Here is a 16,089-nt window from a genome sequence, read left to right on the forward strand (position 1 = left end):
AAAAGAAAAAAGGAGGGGGATAAACATGGACATAGCAGGCAGAAATCGAGAGCAGTGGTTGGAAGCTTACCCACTTTTACGACAGATTGTCTCGACAAAGGAAGTGTGGTGGGCCAACCCTGACAGGCAGCCTGTAAACGAAGGGCTAGCAGGCCTTCCTTTAAAAGAAGAGGACGTGAAGAAAGCAGAACAGCGGTTGCGACGTTTTGCCCCATACATAGCGAGCGTGTTTCCGGAAACGAAAGGGGCAAGGGGCTTGATCGAATCGCCGCTTATCGACATTCCATCAATGAAGCACAAGCTTGAACAACGCTTTGGCAAAAACTTGCCAGGCAGGCTTTTGCTTAAAGGCGATCACGAGTTGCCTATTTCAGGATCAATTAAAGCGCGGGGCGGTATTTATGAAGTGTTGAAGCATGCGGAAAGCTTGTTGATGGAACAGCAACTTCTCACTAAACAAGACGATTATTCATTGATCGCTACGAACACGATTCAATCGTTTTTTTCTTCTTATGCCATTGTTGTTGGGTCAACAGGTAATTTAGGGTTGAGCATTGGCATCATTAGCGCAAAGCTAGGATTTCGCGTGACGGTGCACATGTCAGCCGATGCAAAGCAATGGAAAAAAGACATGTTACGAGAAAAAGGCGTGCGTGTAGTGGAACATTCCGCCGATTACAGCAAGGCAGTCGAAGAGGGGAGGAAAGAATCAGACGCTGATCCGTACAGCTATTTTATCGATGACGAACATTCAATCGATCTATTTGTAGGGTACGCTGTCGCCGCATTTCGCTTAAAAGAACAATTGCAGGAAAAGGGAATTGCCGTCACAAAAGACCAACCGCTCCATGTCTATCTTCCTTGTGGCGTTGGCGGCGGTCCTGGTGGGGTTGCTTTCGGCTTGAAGCTCGTTTTCGGCGACGCGGTCCGCTGTTTTTTCGCGGAGCCTACCCATTCGCCATGTATGTTAATTGGTATGTTAACTAGAAAGCACCATTGCGTCTCTGTCCAAGACTTTGGAATCGACAACCAGACAGCAGCCGACGGCCTTGCGGTAGGGAGACCGTCTGGCTTTGTTGGTCGCATGATGGCTCCATTGCTTGAGGGCATCTACACGATCGCTGATCCGATGCTCTATACACTCCTCGCCGATCTCGCTGATGCAGAAGGCCTCTTTATAGAACCATCAGCGGTTGCGGGATTATACGGCCCTATACAACTCGAAAAGAGAGGGCTATATACCGATGCAGCGACTCATCTTGTCTGGGCGACAGGAGGAAGCATGGTGCCTAAAGAGGTCATGGAAACCGATTACCAAATAGGTGTCAACTTGCGGGCTGAACTGTAGATTTAGTAGGCAAGTACTCGCGTCGAGGTTCAGGAAAAGAATATTCGGACTGATTATTTGGGAAAAGAACACTTAGGTTACAGTTATTAGACGAGAAAGCTCTTACATTAGCAGGGCTTTCTTTAGACAGCTTAATGGTCACAAAACAGAAATGGCCTGCATGGGTTAACTAGCTAAGAATTCCATGGCTATAGCCATGTTGGAGGCTCAAGTAAGCAAAACGGTACTGGTTTTCTCTCATCTATGCTACACTGGGCACTGGATAAAGAGAGAGGGAGTTCAATAACTATGAAATTCGTATCGTGGAACGTCAATGGCCTCCGCGCATGTGTAAGAAAAGGCTTTTTAGATTTTTTTCATCAAGTTGATGCAGACGTGTTTTGTTTACAGGAAACGAAGCTACAAAAAGGGCAAATCACGCTTGAGCTGCCTGGCTATGAACAATACTGGAACGATGCGGAGCGTAAAGGTTATTCAGGGACAGCAATTTTTACTAAACACTCTCCGCTGTCTGTCACATATGGAATCGGCGATCATTTTCCAGATAACGAAGGGCGCGTCATCACCCTTGAGTTTGAGAACTACTATGTCGTAACGATGTATACGCCTAATGCTAAACGGGACTTAAGCAGACTGCCATACCGGTTGCAGTGGGAGGAAGCCGCTAGGGAACATCTGACTCTACTGGAAAAGCAAAAACCTGTTGTTTTCTGCGGTGATCTCAATGTCGCACACCAGCCGATTGATGTTCGAAATGACCGGGCGAATATCGGCAATTCTGGTTTTACCGATGAAGAGAGAGCCGAGTTTGGCAAGCTGCTCGAGGCGGGATTTGTCGATACATTTCGCCATTTTTACCCTGATGATGAGGATGCCTTTACATGGTGGTCGTACATGGCCAATGTCCGGGCCCGTAACATTGGCTGGCGCATTGATTATTTCCTTATTTCCAGGGCGTTGATGCCTTATCTTGCCGACGCTTCTATTCATTCATCGGTCTTAGGCAGCGATCACTGCCCGATAGAACTACGCCTCGATTTGCAGCCAGATGAATAAATCGGGACCGCTTTAAAGCTAGTTGCTTGCTCTTGTCCAACTAGCTTTTTCGGTCTTCCTATCGATAGTGTAACCATACTTTTTTATAAGCAAGTGGCATTGCCGACAATGAAAGGACACTGGGCTCATTCGCCACTTCTGCTTACGCAAGACGGTCATTATGCGTTATAATAACGTTGAGAACCAGCGCTGTGGCCTGGAATTGAAAAGGGAAAGAGAGTGGGTACGAATATGGGCCGTAAATGGAATAACATTAAAGAAAAAAAAGCTTCTAAAGACGCCAATACAAGCCGGATTTACGCCAAATTTGGCCGTGAGATTTATGTAGCTGCCAGACAAGGGGAGCCTGATCCTGAATTAAACCAAGCCTTAAAAGCGGTACTGGAACGGGCGAAGACGTACAATGTCCCGAAATCCATCATTGACCGTGCCATTGAGAAGGCAAAAGGCGGCTCAGATGAAAGTTATGAGGAACGTCGTTATGAAGGGTTTGGGCCAAACGGGGCGATGGTGATTGTCGATGCTTTAACAAACAATGTCAACCGCACCGCGTCTGACGTTCGCGCTGCTTTTGGAAAAAATGGCGGAAACATGGGTGTCAGTGGTTCAGTCGCCTATATGTTCGACAGAGTGGCTGTCATCGGTTTTGAAGGCAAAACAGCCGACGAAGCACTAGAGATTTTAATGGACGCCGATGTTGATGCCAAAGACATTATTGAAGAAGATGACACGGTAATTATTTACGCGGAACCAGACCAGTTTCACGCTGTCCAAGAAGCGTTTCGAAACGCCGGAATAGAGGAATTTTCTGTTGCCGAATTTTCGATGATTGCCCACAACGAAGTGACGCTTTCAGAGGAAGTGCAAGCACAGTTTGAAAAAATGATTGACGCGATTGAAGACTTGGAAGATGTACAACAAGTCTATCACAATGTTGACTTGGCTTAGGACAACGAGCAAGGCTAGCACTGGTTTAACCGCTGTTTAAACAGTACGGGCATTAGGCAAAGACTGCTTAAAAATAGCGTCGTATAGGCCAACGCCACTAAATAAGACATATAGAACGATTGGAGCGATTGACGATGCCGATGGCGATTGTTTTCGTGCTATGTGCTGCGATGTTGTGGGGAACAACCGGGACAGCTCAAGCGTTTTTAACAGGCGCCCATCCGTTAGTTGTGGGGGCAGTGCGGCTATTGCTCGGGGGAATTAGTTTACTAGTGTTTGCTATGTTGACAGGCAAATCGCTAAATATAAAGGGGTGGCCGAAATGGCCATTTTTTGTGAGTGTCGCGGCTATGGCTGCCTATCAACCGTTCTTTTTTACGGCTGTGTCAATGACTGGCGTTGCTGCGGGAACGGTTATCGCAATTGGGAGCGCCCCTATATTAGCAGGCTTGCTTGAATGGGCCTTTTTTAAGCGGATTCCAGGAAAGCGATGGATGCAAGCAACTGCCATGGCGATTGCCGGCTGTGTGCTGCTAATGACGGCTGGCGATCAGTCGGTTGTTGTGACGCCGATGGGGCTTTTGTTTGCTATAGGGGCAGGGCTTTCCTTTGCCGCTTATACACTAGCAAGCAAAGGGCTTGTAGCCAAAGGAGAACCTGAAGTCGTCGTCGCATTCATATTTTCTTTCAGCGCGATCGTGTTGTTGCCAACGTTGTTTTTATTTGAGGTCAGCTGGCTGCTTCATTGGCAAAATGGGCTCGTTGTTTTGCATTTAGGGGGGATTGCGACTGGCTTGGCCTATATGCTGTTCGCGAAAGGACTAAAAGAAATTCCAGGCTCTCTTGCCGTAACGCTTGCATTAGCCGAACCGCTTACTGCGGCCCTTCTAGGAGTCAGCCTTGTTGGCGAGTCGCTCTCCTTTTACTCGTGGGGCGGCATTGCGTTGCTGTTGCTTGGCCTGTTGTTGGCTTCCATTACGCCAAAACAAACACGATCAAAACGCAGTTTTTCACAGTAAGCGGTGTTTATCAAAAAAAATAAGCAGGAGGGGGGCCTGCTTATGAACGGTGTTGCTTTATTGTTGTTCCCACTTTCAACACATGCCATTTGCCACTTTCGGTTAAGCGGGCATGTACTTGTCGAGCCCATTCTTTTGCTGCCATCACATCAGTAAAAGCCTTGATGGGGCAATAGGACTGGCTGTGAAGGACAGTTACCGTGCCGTCATGCAAACGAGCAAGGGTATACATATGGCCGACCTCCATTTGTTGTAGTGGATACAATGTTAGTTTGCAGCAAATGGCGGTTTAAGGCAATCTTTATTGCAAAGACTTTATTCTTTTTTAATTGTTGTCACATAACGTGGGCCTTATTTCGCCCTGCAAAAGCCATGCCTTTCTTTTTAAGCGTAAAAGTACTCGTAAAACAGGCAAGCAGTACGGTTTAATCAGGAAGGCCGAGGGCAATTTTGGCATAACGTGACATTCTATCTTTTGACCAGGGTGGGCTCCAAACGATATTCACATCAACCTTTCCAATCTCCCCAAGTTCTTGTAATTCTGCAAGCGCGCGCTTCACATCCGCTTGAATCGTTCCTGCTAGTGGACAACCCATGGTCGTCAGCGTCATTTCTACGGTAACGTTCAACTCATCGTCAAGTTCGACGCCATAAACGAGGCCGAGATTGACAATGTCAATGCCAAGTTCAGGGTCAATCACTTCTTCTAGTTGCGCCATTACCCGTTCTTTCGTTTCGTTTCGTTCTTCTTCTGTAGGCATAAGCTCACCTCCGATAGATGTTTCTTCTAATTGTACAGATAGATAGTGAATGATACCAGCAATCTGCTTATGGGCCTAGTCTGTCCAAGTTATCCTTCTTTATTGACCGCGGAAAACCAAAAAAGACGGCGCGTCTCTTGTGCCGTCTTCCTCATATATGAGCTAGTTTGTTTTTTTGCGACGTTTGGAGACAATGTAGGCATAGGTAATGCTTGTCGCCATGCCGCCCCATAGGATAACCATACCAATAATCATCATGACAATTGCGCTTCCACTCATTGTCCATCCTCCTTCTTATAGGCTTCCAATTTGCCATAAGGCCATTTAATCAGGCTAAGTAAAAGGCCAACAACGAATGCCGCTCCGGCAACGCCCCAGCCTGAAATAGCCAAGAAAGAAAGGGGCATATCTTCGTAAGGCGCGCGAATGTTACTAATCAACGAGAGAACAATATTTGCGCCAAGGACGAGAGGAGTAATAAACATTAAGCTAAATTTCCACCATGAGCCAATCCGGAAATCAGACACTTCATTCATATGCGCTTGCAAGAAATCGAGCTTGCGTAAAATCCACGCAACAATAATGACAGACACAAGACCGGCAAAAGCGATGCCGAACTGATTAATGAAGTTATCGACGGCATCTAACACGTTAATGCCTCCGCGCGTCGCATACAACAATGAAATAATCGCTGACAAGCCGCCGCCAATGATAACCGATTTTGTTCGTGATACTTTAAATTTGTCTTGCACGCCAGCTATATACGTTTCTGTAATGGATATTAAAGACGAAATACCAGCCAGCACAAGACAGCCAAAAAACAAGACGCCGAACAAACCGTTGAATCCTGGCATTGTATTAATGATTTCGGGGATGGCGATAAAGGCCAGACCAATGCCGCTAGTGGCTACTTCTGCCACAGGAACGCCGAGATTGCCAGCCATGAAACCAAGTGTCGCAAAAATGCCGATCCCTGCAAGTAGCTCAAAGCTCCCGTTGCTGAATGCAGTAATAAACGCACTGTTGTTTAAATCTTCTTTCTTCGGCAAATAGCTTGCATAAGTAATCATAATGGCGAATCCGATAGATAAGCTAAAGAAAATATGCCCATAGGCGGCTACCCAAACACCAGGCTGACCTAATGCTTGCCAATCAGGCCGGAAAAAGACATCCAATCCATCAACGGCACCATCTAATGTAAGGGCACGTACAACAATTGCTAAAAACATGGCAACAAGTAAAGGAATAAAAATGCGGTTTGCCCATTCAATGCCTTTTTTTACACCAGCTAACATGATGATAAACACGCCCGCCCAAACAACGACAAGCGGAATCAACACATTGCCATTCAATCCACCAAGGACACCTGCTTCAGTCGCTTCAAGGTAGTCTCCTAAAAAGAAACCTTGGGTGTCACTACCCCAACTTTGATTAAATGAAAACACCATATAGGACAGAGCCCAAGCGATGATAACCGAATAATACGTCGCCACAACAAAAGAAATCGCAACTTGCCACCAACCAAGCCACTCCGTCTTTTTGTGGAGGCGTGCAAAGGAAAGCGGGGAAGATCCTCTAAATTTTTGACCAATTGAAAATTCCATTAATAAAAGTGGGATCCCAGCTGTAAGCATGGCAAACAAATATGCGAGAAAAAACGCGCCCCCTCCATTGTCATAAGCTACGTAAGGGAAACGCCATATATTTCCCAACCCAACTGCGGACCCAATAGCGGCCATAATAAAGCCGGCTCTTGTTCCCCATTGTTCTCGAGCCAAGTGTACTCCTCCTTCTATAAATGATGAAATGTTTAAAAAACATTCTTTCTCCAAAAGTCTACCGCTTCTGTCTTAATTTGAAAAGATATTTTCTGAAAAAAATCAAAATAAAGGGTTTTGATTTCCCAAATTATCTAGCAAATGGGGGAGGGATTTGCGATGTCATCAGTGCATTTAGCTGACCTCCTCTTTTTTTGTAATCGCTTTCATGAATGGCATCAAGGAATGACGTCCATATTCAATCATACTAACTGGCCGTGGCGTTTATGAAACATAGGATGGTTTTAACATATTTTTTTCCCAATTTATAGATAGAGTAAATGGAGTGGTTGTAGACTATAGAGGGAAGAGCCATTAAAAAGATCCTACCTGTGTCAGAGGGCAGCCACGTTGCTACTTATACTAAAGGGCAATAGCAAAAAGCGCATAACAAAGGTTGTCATGCGCTTTTTTATTTATCATTTTTTTATTGGAACCCATATCTCGCTGTAATAATCCTTTGAATAAGGATTAGCATCACTTACGTATACTTCCATTTCTGGTCCACCTGAGTGTTCATATCCCGTTGCCGGAAACCATTCAGAAAAGATTCGCTCCCATATCTTTGGCATTGCATGAGGCATTGCACCGTGTACCGGAAAAATAGCCCAAGTTGCTGCAGGAACCTGTCTGGCCTCCCAATCAACAGGGATTTGTTCACTATTCTTTTCTGCAGCGATTAAGTAGGTTAAATTTTCTTGCTGTTTGTCAAAATCAATGCAAATACCAAGCAATCCAAGAGGACCGCAATTTTTGGCAAGTTGTTTTGACAATCCATTCTGGTTTGATTCATTCCAGAAAGCTGCAATCTTTTGGTTGTTCTCTCCGCCCATTGTCGTTGTACGAATGCTTTTCCCTACCACGGTAAACGCGTCTTTCTCGACAATCTTGTAATCCATTTCTACATCACCCTTTAACTGAATTTGAAAAGAGATCTTTGGGTAAGCCTTCAAGGAATGACGATGTTTCTTAGCGTCTGATGGAGGAATACCGTGTATTCGCCGAAATGCCTTCGTAAAAGATTCTGGACTTTCGTACCCATACTTCATTGCCACATCGATTACTTTAGATTTGGAATGAACTAGTTCTTGTGCAGCTACAGTAAGACGGCGATTCCGAATATATTCAGTTACGGTATAACCAGTTAACATATGGAACATCCGTTGAAAGTGAAATCTAGACATACAAGCAATCGCAGCAATTTCGTCAAGCAAAAGCTCGTTGTCTAAATGGCTTTCTATATACTCAATGCTATCAAGCATTCTTTGAAGGCTTTCCATCGTGTGTTCTCCTTCCTAAACTCAGTCTACCAACAAGGAGTTAGCCATTTCCTGTTTATCTGTGCTCAATGGTGACAGGGTTTTCGCTCCAAATGATTTAGGAAAAGCATGCCATCATTTGTAGGGAGAAGATGTAGCTATGTAGATGGGCATGATAAAACTTTATCATGCGAAAAGGGGGAGATCAAAAACAGTTGAAACGAAACAGGATATACTCCAATCATGACAGAGTTCAATGGGACAAAAAGGCCTAAATGCAATCGCGTTAACGTTACAGAAAGGGTCTGAAATACCCCGATTTTATAAAGATTGGAGTGTTTAAATACGATCTTGCTAAGACTGAAATTCAGCGCTGCTTTTTCGTTAATTATTTACTTAAAAGACACTGTTGACAAATAGTTCATGTCTATATATCTTTTAGATATATCTAAAAGATATATCTGGAGGATGAGATGAAAACAGAGGCTAAATGGATTGTGCTCGGCATATTGTCGGGAGGATGTAGGACGGGATACGAAATAAAAAAGGTCATCGATAATAGTTTTGAGCATTTTTGGAAAATGAGTTATGGACAAATTTATCCCGCACTTAAAACATTGGTCAAAGACGGGTACGTTATTCAAATCGGAGGAGAGGGGGATCGGAAGGAATATGAGATAACGGAAGCGGGTAAGCATAAACTTCATAATTGGCTGGCGGCCCCTATTTACGATACTGGGCTTCATAAAAATGAACTGCTCGTAAAATTGTTTTTCGGAAACGAAATGAACCGGGAGCAAGCATTTGACCACATTTGTGAACATGAACGGTTGTTACAAGGGAAAATGAAAGTTTACGAACAAATGGAAAAACAGTTAAGCACTCATCCTGGCGCTGAATTTTGGTTATATACGTTAGATTATGGAAAAGAAGTAGCTGAAGCCGAACTGCAGTGGTGCAAAAAAACAAAGGAGAAACTGAGATGACAAAAGCGAAACGAGTTAGTGCTCCAAATAACCAAGATGTAGTGATTTTTATCGTTGGTATGAAAATTCAGCAGTGGTGGAATATCAAGGCATGGGGACCCGTTTTTAGTGCCATGCCACCGATGCTAAAAGAACTTTCCAGCAAAAAAGACACTGGTTTTCTTCATTATGAAGCAGGGTGGAGTGGTAGGAACATAGTGATTACCCAATATTGGGACAACATCGAGAATCTACATGATTTTGCCCATGGAAAAACACATATGAAAGCTTGGACCCGTTTTTATAAAAAAGCCGCAAACTCAAAAGGAGTTGGTTTTTTCCATGAAACGTATATCGTAAAAGCAGGAAGCTATGAATCTATTTATGTCAGTATGAATAAACCGAGAGGGCTGGCTGCTGCATGTTCTTCCTATGCAACAGACATGCATTCCACTATGAAAAACCGATTAAAGAACGTATAGCATACTCGACCACGTTTAAGAAGGTGTTTAGGGCTATGGAATAATTGAGTGTAGGAGGCATACACATTAATCGTTTGCAGAAAGATATGGTATATTGTACAGAGACGGAGTATGAGGGACTAGAAAGGAAAAATAAAATGATCACCATCTCATGTACAAAAAATGATTCGAGCTATCACACTTTTTTGAAGAACCTATTGCCATGCAAAGTGATGAATTTTATCGTTGGCAAGCCAACGTAGTTCGCCTGGCAAGGAAAAATAACATTATTTTCATGAATAATGTTTTATTCTTTTCAGAATCAAAAAATCCATTTTCAAAATATTAATGAAGTCTTCACGCAAGCGTTAATCTCGGATCAATGACGGATAGGGTATTGATGACGAAATGTATGATTGAGGATTATTTGCCCTTGAGTGAAAGGTCAATTCTGCCATTAAACAAACAGTCAAATAAGACGCCGATTTTAAAGCTGAAAAGCGATCCAGAACAACTGATGAAAGCGGCTTTTAGAAATAAGCTCCGTAGATAGTAATCATATAGAATAAATGATAGATAGTCATAAGAGAAGAATTCGGAGGAATTTGTAGGATGAAGGCATTGGCAACAAGAAACAGAGGGGCTATTTTATTGCTCATGTTTAATATATTTATAGGATTTGTAGGCGTCGGCTTGGTTATTCCGATTATGCCGACGTATATGAACGTTCTTGGCATCTCTGGGACGATCGTCGGCCTGCTGGTGGCAGTCTTTTCATTAACTCAATTTCTGGTGGCTCCTTATGCAGGCAGTTGGTCCGATCGTTATGGGCGGAAGTGGATCATTGTCGCCGGTCTGCTGCTTTTTGCTGTATCCGAGCTGCTTTTTGGCCTCGCTACGAATGCGGTGTTGCTGTTTATCTCAAGACTGCTTGGCGGTGTATCTGTCGCCTTTATTATGCCCGCCGTCATGGCCTACGTCGTTGATATTACGACAGAAGAGGATCGGGGAATGGGAATGGGCTGGATTAATGCGGCGATTTCGACAGGCTTTATCATCGGTCCGGCGATCGGTGGTTTTTTAGTCGAGTACGGTATGCGAGTGCCTTTCTTTGCCGCTGCTGGAGCAGCTGCCTTATCCGCTGTCGTTTCGATGAGCATTTTGCCAGAGTCGCTGGATAAGAACAAGTTGCCTGCCCCAGAGGCACGCATGGACCGAAAAGAGTCCCAACTCGCACAGCTTGCCAAATCTTACCGCACCCCTTATTTTACAGGGCTGTTAATCATCTTGATCACGTCGCTCGGATTGTCCCAATTTGAGACAGTGTTAGGACTTTTTGTTGACCATAAGTACAGCTATACGCCCAATGAAATTGCGTGGTTAATCATGATCGGCGCGATCGTCGGCGCAGTGATGCAGCTGACGCTCTTCGGGCGGCTAATCAATTGGATCGGGGAGAAGAAGCTGACGGTCTATTGCTTGCTGGTGATGGCTGTTTTTATGGTTGCGACGATCTTTTCGGCCCAATATTGGATGATGGTTGTATCGGTAACGCTTGTTTTTTTGGCGGTTGATTTTGTACGCCCGGCGATTAGCACTTATTTTTCCAGAATTGCCGGCAACGAACAAGGGCTTGTCGCTGGGTTGAATGCTTCCTACACGAGTCTCGGGAACATCTTCGGGCCGATCCTTGCCGGAGCCTTGTTTGATGTTCAAATCAACTCCCCGTTCCTGGTAGGCAGCCTGATCGCTTTAGGCGGCTGGATCCTTAGTCTGCGCTGGATGCGCAAGCAAACGGAACGGTCGCCAGGCTCGGCCGTGTAACAGACTAGAAAAAATGAGTGGGGATAAGCGCCACCAGTAAATCGCCACGTTCGCTTCATTCTGATTGCTGAAAATCATCTAATGTGGTTCAAAAATTCTCCACAAGTTAGAAGGAATAAAAAAGCTAAGTGGGGCAAAACTGGCCAGCTGGAAGCATGATGATGATACATACTTATCTCCTCTGCATCATCTTGGTGGGCTGAGTGGTAAGCAAACATTAGTGATACCCATAAAACTTGTACGGAGTGGCAGTTGAATGTTTAAAAACAAAAAGCAAGAAATAAGAACAAGCTACGAATTGGCATTATTGGAGAAAGCACAAAAGATGGTCCCCAAAGCGCCTCCTTTGCCGTGGAGGCAGCAGGCTGTACTGTCTGCCTCTGGAGTAATAGCAGCAGGCTGGGACTCAAACGAAAATATCATCCTCTTAACAAGCTCAGGTTATAGCATCAATCATGCAATGACTGGTGAGAGAATTCTAAGGGACAGGGACACCGACAGAACTGAAAACAATATCATAGACAGGGGATTGAAATTTATCATTCCAGATTCTGGGGAAGAGATTGATCTCTTTGGCATAGAAGCGGGAGATGGAGTCCATTTAACGGTTGAAGGATGGAGTTTAGAGGTGATTTATCCTTGGTGGCCACGAGCATCTGTCATCATCGACCATGTGTTTGTTCAAGGGCATGAATACTTGCTGAATGCGACAATGTTAGACATTCCCCGTTTGGATGGCTGGATAAAATGTGGCTTTGCTCCGTCGGGTAATAAATTTATGGTGATTGGTTCTGGCGGCGCAATGGTCTTTGCGAAATGACAGCAAGAGCAGAGAAGCAAAAGATGAGAAGGCGCAATCATATGCACCTTCTCATCTTTATATGCTGATGTTTTCTGCAAATTAGTTTGATTGAAACTACTTTAATTTGCGATTCATATTAGTCCTATTTATAATTTCACGTACCAAATTAATCACAGAAAAGCCACTACTATAAAATCTACAAGGCAAAGCTTCAGTGACTGTTAAAAAGAAGCAAACGGCCCTATGAACGCGAGATGATAGGAATCTCGCGTTTTTTAATTTTCTCATGAACGATTTTGTCATCTGGTCCGTCTTATTTGTGAACTTGAATTTACAGTTAAAGGGGAAGGATAGGATGAATACGGATTTTAATGATGTTCCTTGGGGGCTGCTTGCGCCCATAATCATTTTGAATTTAATTTTGGTCATCGTCGCGCTCATCGATTATGGGAAACAAGCAAAGACGAAAGGCGCGCACCCGTTTTGGATTCCGCTGATTTTGTTTGTTAGCTTTATTGGTCCGGTAATGTACTTGATCTTCGGTAGGGGGAGCCAGCGATGAGTTTCGTATCTGTACGGCAATTAACGAAGACATATGCCGAGTACCCTGCAGTGGACAATCTTACTTTCGAGCTGGAGCCGCATTCCTGCATCGCTTTATTAGGTGTGAATGGGGCTGGCAAAACGACTACATTAAAGATGTTATCAGGATTAGTCAAACCTACATCAGGAACCATACAGTTCCACCAACAATCAGCACACGGAAAGGGCGACATTCACGCCCATATCGGCTATTTGCCTCAGTTTCCCGTTTTTTGCGATTGGATGACCGGTTTTGAATTTCTTCTCTATGTCGGGCAACTCGCTCATTTGCCGAGAGGGGAAGCGAAGCGTAGAACGCAAGAATTACTGGACAAGGTGGGGCTGGCCGAAGCAGCTCATCAGCGTATTGTCCAATATTCAGGTGGTATGAAGCAACGTCTCGGCATTGCCCAAGCTCTGATTCACCAGCCTAAGCTGGTCATGCTAGATGAACCGGTATCTGCTCTCGATCCAGTCGGACGCCGGGAAATGCTCCAGCTGATGCAAACACTAAAGGAGGAAGCAACAGTTCTTTTCTCAACCCATGTCCTGCATGACGCGGAGGAAGTAAGTGACGAAGTGCTCATTATTGATCAAGGCCAGCTAAAATATGGGGGGACGCTTAACTCGCTTCAGCAAGAATGGCAAGATGCGGCAATCATAATCGAAGCCAAGGATGACTTGACCCATCAGCTCAAGAACTGGCGGGAACAGAAACGTATTGTTGACTTTGTCTCAGAAGACGATAGTTACAGAGTATTGGTAGAGGATATTGAGTTGGCGGTGCCCTTCCTCTTGCACGCTTTTGCTTTGCAGCAGATTCGGTTAACGAAATTCGAAGTAGCTAAAATGTCTCTTGAAGATTTATTTTTAAAGGTGGTGCAAAAATGAAGCAATGGCTCGTTTTGTTTCAAAAAGAACAAGTAGAACTATGGAGGAATTATAAGTGGATATGGGTTCCTATTGTGTTTCTGTTACTAGGAAGTTCGACGCCGCTCTCCACCTACTTTATGCCACAAATCTTAGAGGACTTCGGCGGATTGCCAGAAGGGGCCGTCATCGACATTCCTACGCCAACAGGAACTGAGGTGCTCGCACAAACGTTATCTGATTTCGGATTGCTCGGCGTCCTTGTCTTGACGTTGGCGTTGATGGGGATCGTATCAGCTGAACGTCGTAGCGGAGTAGCGGCGATCATTTTACTGAAGCCAGTGCCTTACTTTTCTTATCTCACGGCCAAATGGGCGGCGATTACTTGCTTTTCATGGGTGTCACTTGGTCTCGGTTACGGCTTAGCGATGTATTACACAAACCTTTTATTCGATGCCGTTTCGCTTGAACGTTGGTTCAGCAGTTTTCTTCATTTTGGATTGTGGTTAACGTTTGTTATGACCATTGTTTTGTTTTATAGCACCATTCTTAAACAAACAGGCGCAGCAGCCTTCTGTGCCTTAGCTACCATCCTTCTCATCAGCCTGCTGTCATCGTCATTTCCGGCCTGGTTCTCATGGAGTCCTGCACAGCTGGCCAATCACGCCACATTGGTTCTGTTGGAAGGAGAGGGTTTGGCTGATTATACACCTGTTCTGTTGTCCACTCTATTCGGGATCATCGGCTTGCAACTTGGAGCAATCGCCATTTTTACACACAAAGAGCTTGTTGACTAGCTTCAGTATCAATGAGCATGATAGAAAAGAACGACCTGCCTTGTTTAAGGAGACATGTATGGACGAAACCGCACTTATTCGTAAAGCCCAAAAGGGAGACCAAGTGGCGCTAGCTACTCTCCTGCACGAGAATTATTCGTTTTTGAGAAGATATGCGTTAAAGATTACATTAAAACCATCATTGGCCGATGACTTAACACAGGAAACCATGACCAAGGCGATCGAAAAAATTCATCTTTATAAAGGCCGTTCTAAGTTTTCAACATGGTTGATTTCCATCGCCTCTAACTTATATATTGATATGGGCCGCAAGCAGAACAGAGAGGAGCTAATGGCAGATACAGAAACGCCTTTGCACCAGTTGAAGTGGGAATTTGCCCACCGTCAGCTTGAATGGATGGATGTTGTAGATGGGTTAGGGAAATTATCAGAAGGGTATCGTCTGCCCTTGATTTTGAAGCACTATTACAGCTATAGGTATGAAGAAATAGGCAAGATGTTAGGCATACCAGAAGGAACTGTGAAGTCAAGGGTTCATCACGCATTAGGTCTGTTAAGGAAGGAGTTGAACGTGAATGACGAAGGATAAGAAGCAGAACAAATTGGATCTGGAACCGAAGGGGGAAAACGGAAGACCATCAGCACAGCTAACCGACAAACAGACGATTATGGAGCTGCGTTCGGGTTTAGAACGTCTTGATCAGCTCGATTCAGTGGATGAGCCAGACCTTTCTTTTTTCCTGCAGCAAGTAAAGGAAACAAAAGCCAATAGCAGGAAAAAGCTGCTTAAGGAGCTAGTAGGATTGTGGGGGCTCGCCCTCGTTATTTTAGCGTTTTGGACGACAACCTACTTTCATTCGCCAACGGTCTTTCTGATCTTGCAAGGGACCGCTGTTGTCATACTGCCGTTCATCGTATATTTTACGACGAAAAAAGAGGTGAACAAACCTTCATGACGAACATGCCTCCTTCTGACGTTCCTTTCTATCTATGGGTAATCTTAGCCGCCATTTTATTTACGCAAAGTACGATTCTATTTATCAACGCCCGGCGACACGGCCATAATTACTGGTTATGGGGAATGATTGGTCTGCTGAATTTTCCTACGGCGACTTTGCTTTATTTGATTTTTGCAAAACGGTTGCCCAGCAGGCTATGGAGAAGGCAATAGGATGGTAGCAGGAAGAGTTCACTTTCTCGGTACAGTTTCGGCCTTAATGAGCATTGTTTTGGAAGTGATCCGCGAGGGCCACGAGCAACTCGCTACAGATCGCTTCGTCCTGATCATTGTAAATCGCCTGAACTAAGTTCAAAATCGTCCAGGTTGTACTACTGTACGCCGCGTAGCGTGACGCCCATTGCATATTCCTCATGGCTATGACACAATACGCTAGAAAAGACAGTAAGCTCATGACGATACCTCCATGCATTTTCATGCATGATACACCCGCGGGTAGCTTTCGGTATAGTACGATATTGCGACGGCAAAAAGGTCGCTTTATGTGGTCGGTGAGGCGTTACAGTTTCTGGACAATTTGACAGTCGTTTTATTAAGCCAAGCTGTGCCTATGACACAGCTT

At 44.6% G+C, this 16,089-nt stretch carries 18 protein-coding genes; 13 read left to right on the forward strand and 5 right to left on the reverse strand.

Going from position 1 to position 16,089, the window contains the following annotated elements; genetic code table 11:
* Nucleotides 1–25: 25 nt before the first annotated feature.
* From N6H06_RS09600 to N6H06_RS09615, 4 genes are all read left to right on the forward strand, one after another.
* Nucleotides 26–1,348, forward strand: a complete 1,323-nt coding sequence (locus N6H06_RS09600) for a D-serine ammonia-lyase (protein ID WP_212953530.1) — start codon at nt 26–28, stop codon at nt 1,346–1,348.
* A 288-nt stretch (nt 1,349–1,636) separates the two neighbouring features.
* Complete coding sequence (locus N6H06_RS09605) at nt 1,637–2,404, forward strand: exodeoxyribonuclease III (RefSeq protein ID WP_263706096.1); 768 nt, start codon at nt 1,637–1,639, stop codon at nt 2,402–2,404.
* 231 nt (nt 2,405–2,635) lie between these two features.
* Entirely contained in the window at nt 2,636–3,352 is a 717-nt protein-coding gene (locus N6H06_RS09610; protein ID WP_062746870.1) for a YebC/PmpR family DNA-binding transcriptional regulator, read from the forward strand.
* A gap of 134 nt (nt 3,353–3,486) precedes the next feature.
* Nucleotides 3,487–4,371, forward strand: coding sequence for an EamA family transporter (locus tag N6H06_RS09615; protein ID WP_212953532.1), 885 nt, complete (start codon nt 3,487–3,489; stop codon nt 4,369–4,371).
* Nucleotides 4,372–4,411: 40 nt separating this feature from the next.
* Here the strand turns inward: N6H06_RS09615 and N6H06_RS09620 are convergent, their stop codons facing one another.
* From N6H06_RS09620 to N6H06_RS09640, 5 genes are all read right to left on the reverse strand, one after another.
* Nucleotides 4,412–4,603 (reverse strand): hypothetical protein, encoded by a 192-nt coding sequence (locus N6H06_RS09620; protein WP_062746867.1) that lies wholly within the window; start codon nt 4,601–4,603, stop codon nt 4,412–4,414.
* A 193-nt stretch (nt 4,604–4,796) separates the two neighbouring features.
* On the reverse strand, nt 4,797–5,132 hold the full coding sequence (locus N6H06_RS09625; protein WP_062746865.1) for a metal-sulfur cluster assembly factor: 336 nt from the start codon (nt 5,130–5,132) through the stop codon (nt 4,797–4,799).
* A gap of 162 nt (nt 5,133–5,294) precedes the next feature.
* Nucleotides 5,295–5,411: a methionine/alanine import family NSS transporter small subunit gene (locus N6H06_RS09630; protein ID WP_153020516.1), complete on the reverse strand. Its 117-nt coding sequence runs from the start codon at nt 5,409–5,411 to the stop codon at nt 5,295–5,297.
* On the reverse strand, nt 5,408–6,910 hold the full coding sequence (locus N6H06_RS09635; protein ID WP_212953534.1) for a sodium-dependent transporter: 1,503 nt from the start codon (nt 6,908–6,910) through the stop codon (nt 5,408–5,410). The genes N6H06_RS09630 and N6H06_RS09635 overlap by 4 nt, the downstream gene beginning before the upstream one ends.
* A gap of 458 nt (nt 6,911–7,368) precedes the next feature.
* Nucleotides 7,369–8,229 (reverse strand): AraC family transcriptional regulator, encoded by an 861-nt coding sequence (locus N6H06_RS09640; protein ID WP_263706101.1) that lies wholly within the window; start codon nt 8,227–8,229, stop codon nt 7,369–7,371.
* Between the two features lie 452 nt (nt 8,230–8,681).
* Here N6H06_RS09640 and N6H06_RS09645 point away from each other — a divergent pair, with 452 nt between their 5' ends.
* The 9 genes from N6H06_RS09645 (at nt 8,682) to N6H06_RS09685 (ending at nt 15,465) form a co-directional block, all read left to right on the forward strand.
* Nucleotides 8,682–9,194 (forward strand): PadR family transcriptional regulator, encoded by a 513-nt coding sequence (locus N6H06_RS09645; protein WP_062746863.1) that lies wholly within the window; start codon nt 8,682–8,684, stop codon nt 9,192–9,194.
* A complete protein-coding gene (locus N6H06_RS09650; protein WP_263706103.1) occupies nt 9,191–9,655 on the forward strand; it encodes a DUF4188 domain-containing protein in 465 nt (154 codons plus the stop codon). The genes N6H06_RS09645 and N6H06_RS09650 overlap by 4 nt, the downstream gene beginning before the upstream one ends.
* A gap of 591 nt (nt 9,656–10,246) precedes the next feature.
* Nucleotides 10,247–11,458, forward strand: a complete 1,212-nt coding sequence (locus N6H06_RS09655) for an MFS transporter (protein WP_212953536.1) — start codon at nt 10,247–10,249, stop codon at nt 11,456–11,458.
* 256 nt (nt 11,459–11,714) lie between these two features.
* Nucleotides 11,715–12,278 carry a hypothetical protein gene (locus N6H06_RS09660; protein WP_212953538.1) on the forward strand — a complete coding sequence of 188 codons (564 nt, stop codon included), beginning with the start codon at nt 11,715–11,717 and terminating at the stop codon, nt 12,276–12,278.
* Nucleotides 12,279–12,615: 337 nt separating this feature from the next.
* Nucleotides 12,616–12,822: a PLD nuclease N-terminal domain-containing protein gene (locus N6H06_RS09665; protein ID WP_212953540.1), complete on the forward strand. Its 207-nt coding sequence runs from the start codon at nt 12,616–12,618 to the stop codon at nt 12,820–12,822.
* Nucleotides 12,819–13,733, forward strand: a complete 915-nt coding sequence (locus N6H06_RS09670; RefSeq protein ID WP_263706107.1) for an ABC transporter ATP-binding protein — start codon at nt 12,819–12,821, stop codon at nt 13,731–13,733. The genes N6H06_RS09665 and N6H06_RS09670 overlap by 4 nt, the downstream gene beginning before the upstream one ends.
* Nucleotides 13,730–14,509 carry an ABC transporter permease gene (locus N6H06_RS09675; protein ID WP_263706109.1) on the forward strand — a complete coding sequence of 260 codons (780 nt, stop codon included), beginning with the start codon at nt 13,730–13,732 and terminating at the stop codon, nt 14,507–14,509. The genes N6H06_RS09670 and N6H06_RS09675 overlap by 4 nt, the downstream gene beginning before the upstream one ends.
* 58 nt (nt 14,510–14,567) lie before the next feature.
* The gene (sigY, locus tag N6H06_RS09680) at nt 14,568–15,098 is read left to right on the forward strand and encodes an RNA polymerase sigma factor SigY (RefSeq protein ID WP_212953544.1); all 531 of its coding nucleotides are present in this window, start codon (nt 14,568–14,570) and stop codon (nt 15,096–15,098) included.
* The gene (locus tag N6H06_RS09685) at nt 15,085–15,465 is read left to right on the forward strand and encodes a YxlC family protein (protein ID WP_062746850.1); all 381 of its coding nucleotides are present in this window, start codon (nt 15,085–15,087) and stop codon (nt 15,463–15,465) included. Before sigY ends, N6H06_RS09685 begins: the two co-directional genes overlap by 14 nt.
* Nucleotides 15,466–16,089 lie beyond the last annotated feature (624 nt).

This window comes from Shouchella tritolerans, from assembly GCF_025770735.1.
In the GTDB taxonomy this organism is placed as follows: Bacteria; Bacillota; Bacilli; order Bacillales; family Bacillaceae_D; genus Shouchella; species Shouchella tritolerans.

Coding starts and splice junctions, on each gene's coding strand:
- N6H06_RS09600 (WP_212953530.1), top strand. CDS start 26: ATGGACATAGCAGGCAGAAATCGAGAGCAGTGGTTGGAAGCTTACCCA.
- N6H06_RS09605 (WP_263706096.1), top strand. CDS start 1,637: ATGAAATTCGTATCGTGGAACGTCAATGGCCTCCGCGCATGTGTAAGA.
- N6H06_RS09610 (WP_062746870.1), top strand. CDS start 2,636: ATGGGCCGTAAATGGAATAACATTAAAGAAAAAAAAGCTTCTAAAGAC.
- N6H06_RS09615 (WP_212953532.1), top strand. CDS start 3,487: ATGCCGATGGCGATTGTTTTCGTGCTATGTGCTGCGATGTTGTGGGGA.
- N6H06_RS09620 (WP_062746867.1), bottom strand. CDS start 4,603: ATGTATACCCTTGCTCGTTTGCATGACGGCACGGTAACTGTCCTTCAC.
- N6H06_RS09625 (WP_062746865.1), bottom strand. CDS start 5,132: ATGCCTACAGAAGAAGAACGAAACGAAACGAAAGAACGGGTAATGGCG.
- N6H06_RS09630 (WP_153020516.1), bottom strand. CDS start 5,411: ATGAGTGGAAGCGCAATTGTCATGATGATTATTGGTATGGTTATCCTA.
- N6H06_RS09640 (WP_263706101.1), bottom strand. CDS start 8,229: ATGGAAAGCCTTCAAAGAATGCTTGATAGCATTGAGTATATAGAAAGC.
- N6H06_RS09645 (WP_062746863.1), top strand. CDS start 8,682: ATGAAAACAGAGGCTAAATGGATTGTGCTCGGCATATTGTCGGGAGGA.
- N6H06_RS09650 (WP_263706103.1), top strand. CDS start 9,191: ATGACAAAAGCGAAACGAGTTAGTGCTCCAAATAACCAAGATGTAGTG.
- N6H06_RS09655 (WP_212953536.1), top strand. CDS start 10,247: ATGAAGGCATTGGCAACAAGAAACAGAGGGGCTATTTTATTGCTCATG.
- N6H06_RS09660 (WP_212953538.1), top strand. CDS start 11,715: ATGTTTAAAAACAAAAAGCAAGAAATAAGAACAAGCTACGAATTGGCA.
- N6H06_RS09665 (WP_212953540.1), top strand. CDS start 12,616: ATGAATACGGATTTTAATGATGTTCCTTGGGGGCTGCTTGCGCCCATA.
- N6H06_RS09670 (WP_263706107.1), top strand. CDS start 12,819: ATGAGTTTCGTATCTGTACGGCAATTAACGAAGACATATGCCGAGTAC.
- N6H06_RS09675 (WP_263706109.1), top strand. CDS start 13,730: ATGAAGCAATGGCTCGTTTTGTTTCAAAAAGAACAAGTAGAACTATGG.
- sigY (WP_212953544.1), top strand. CDS start 14,568: ATGGACGAAACCGCACTTATTCGTAAAGCCCAAAAGGGAGACCAAGTG.
- N6H06_RS09685 (WP_062746850.1), top strand. CDS start 15,085: ATGACGAAGGATAAGAAGCAGAACAAATTGGATCTGGAACCGAAGGGG.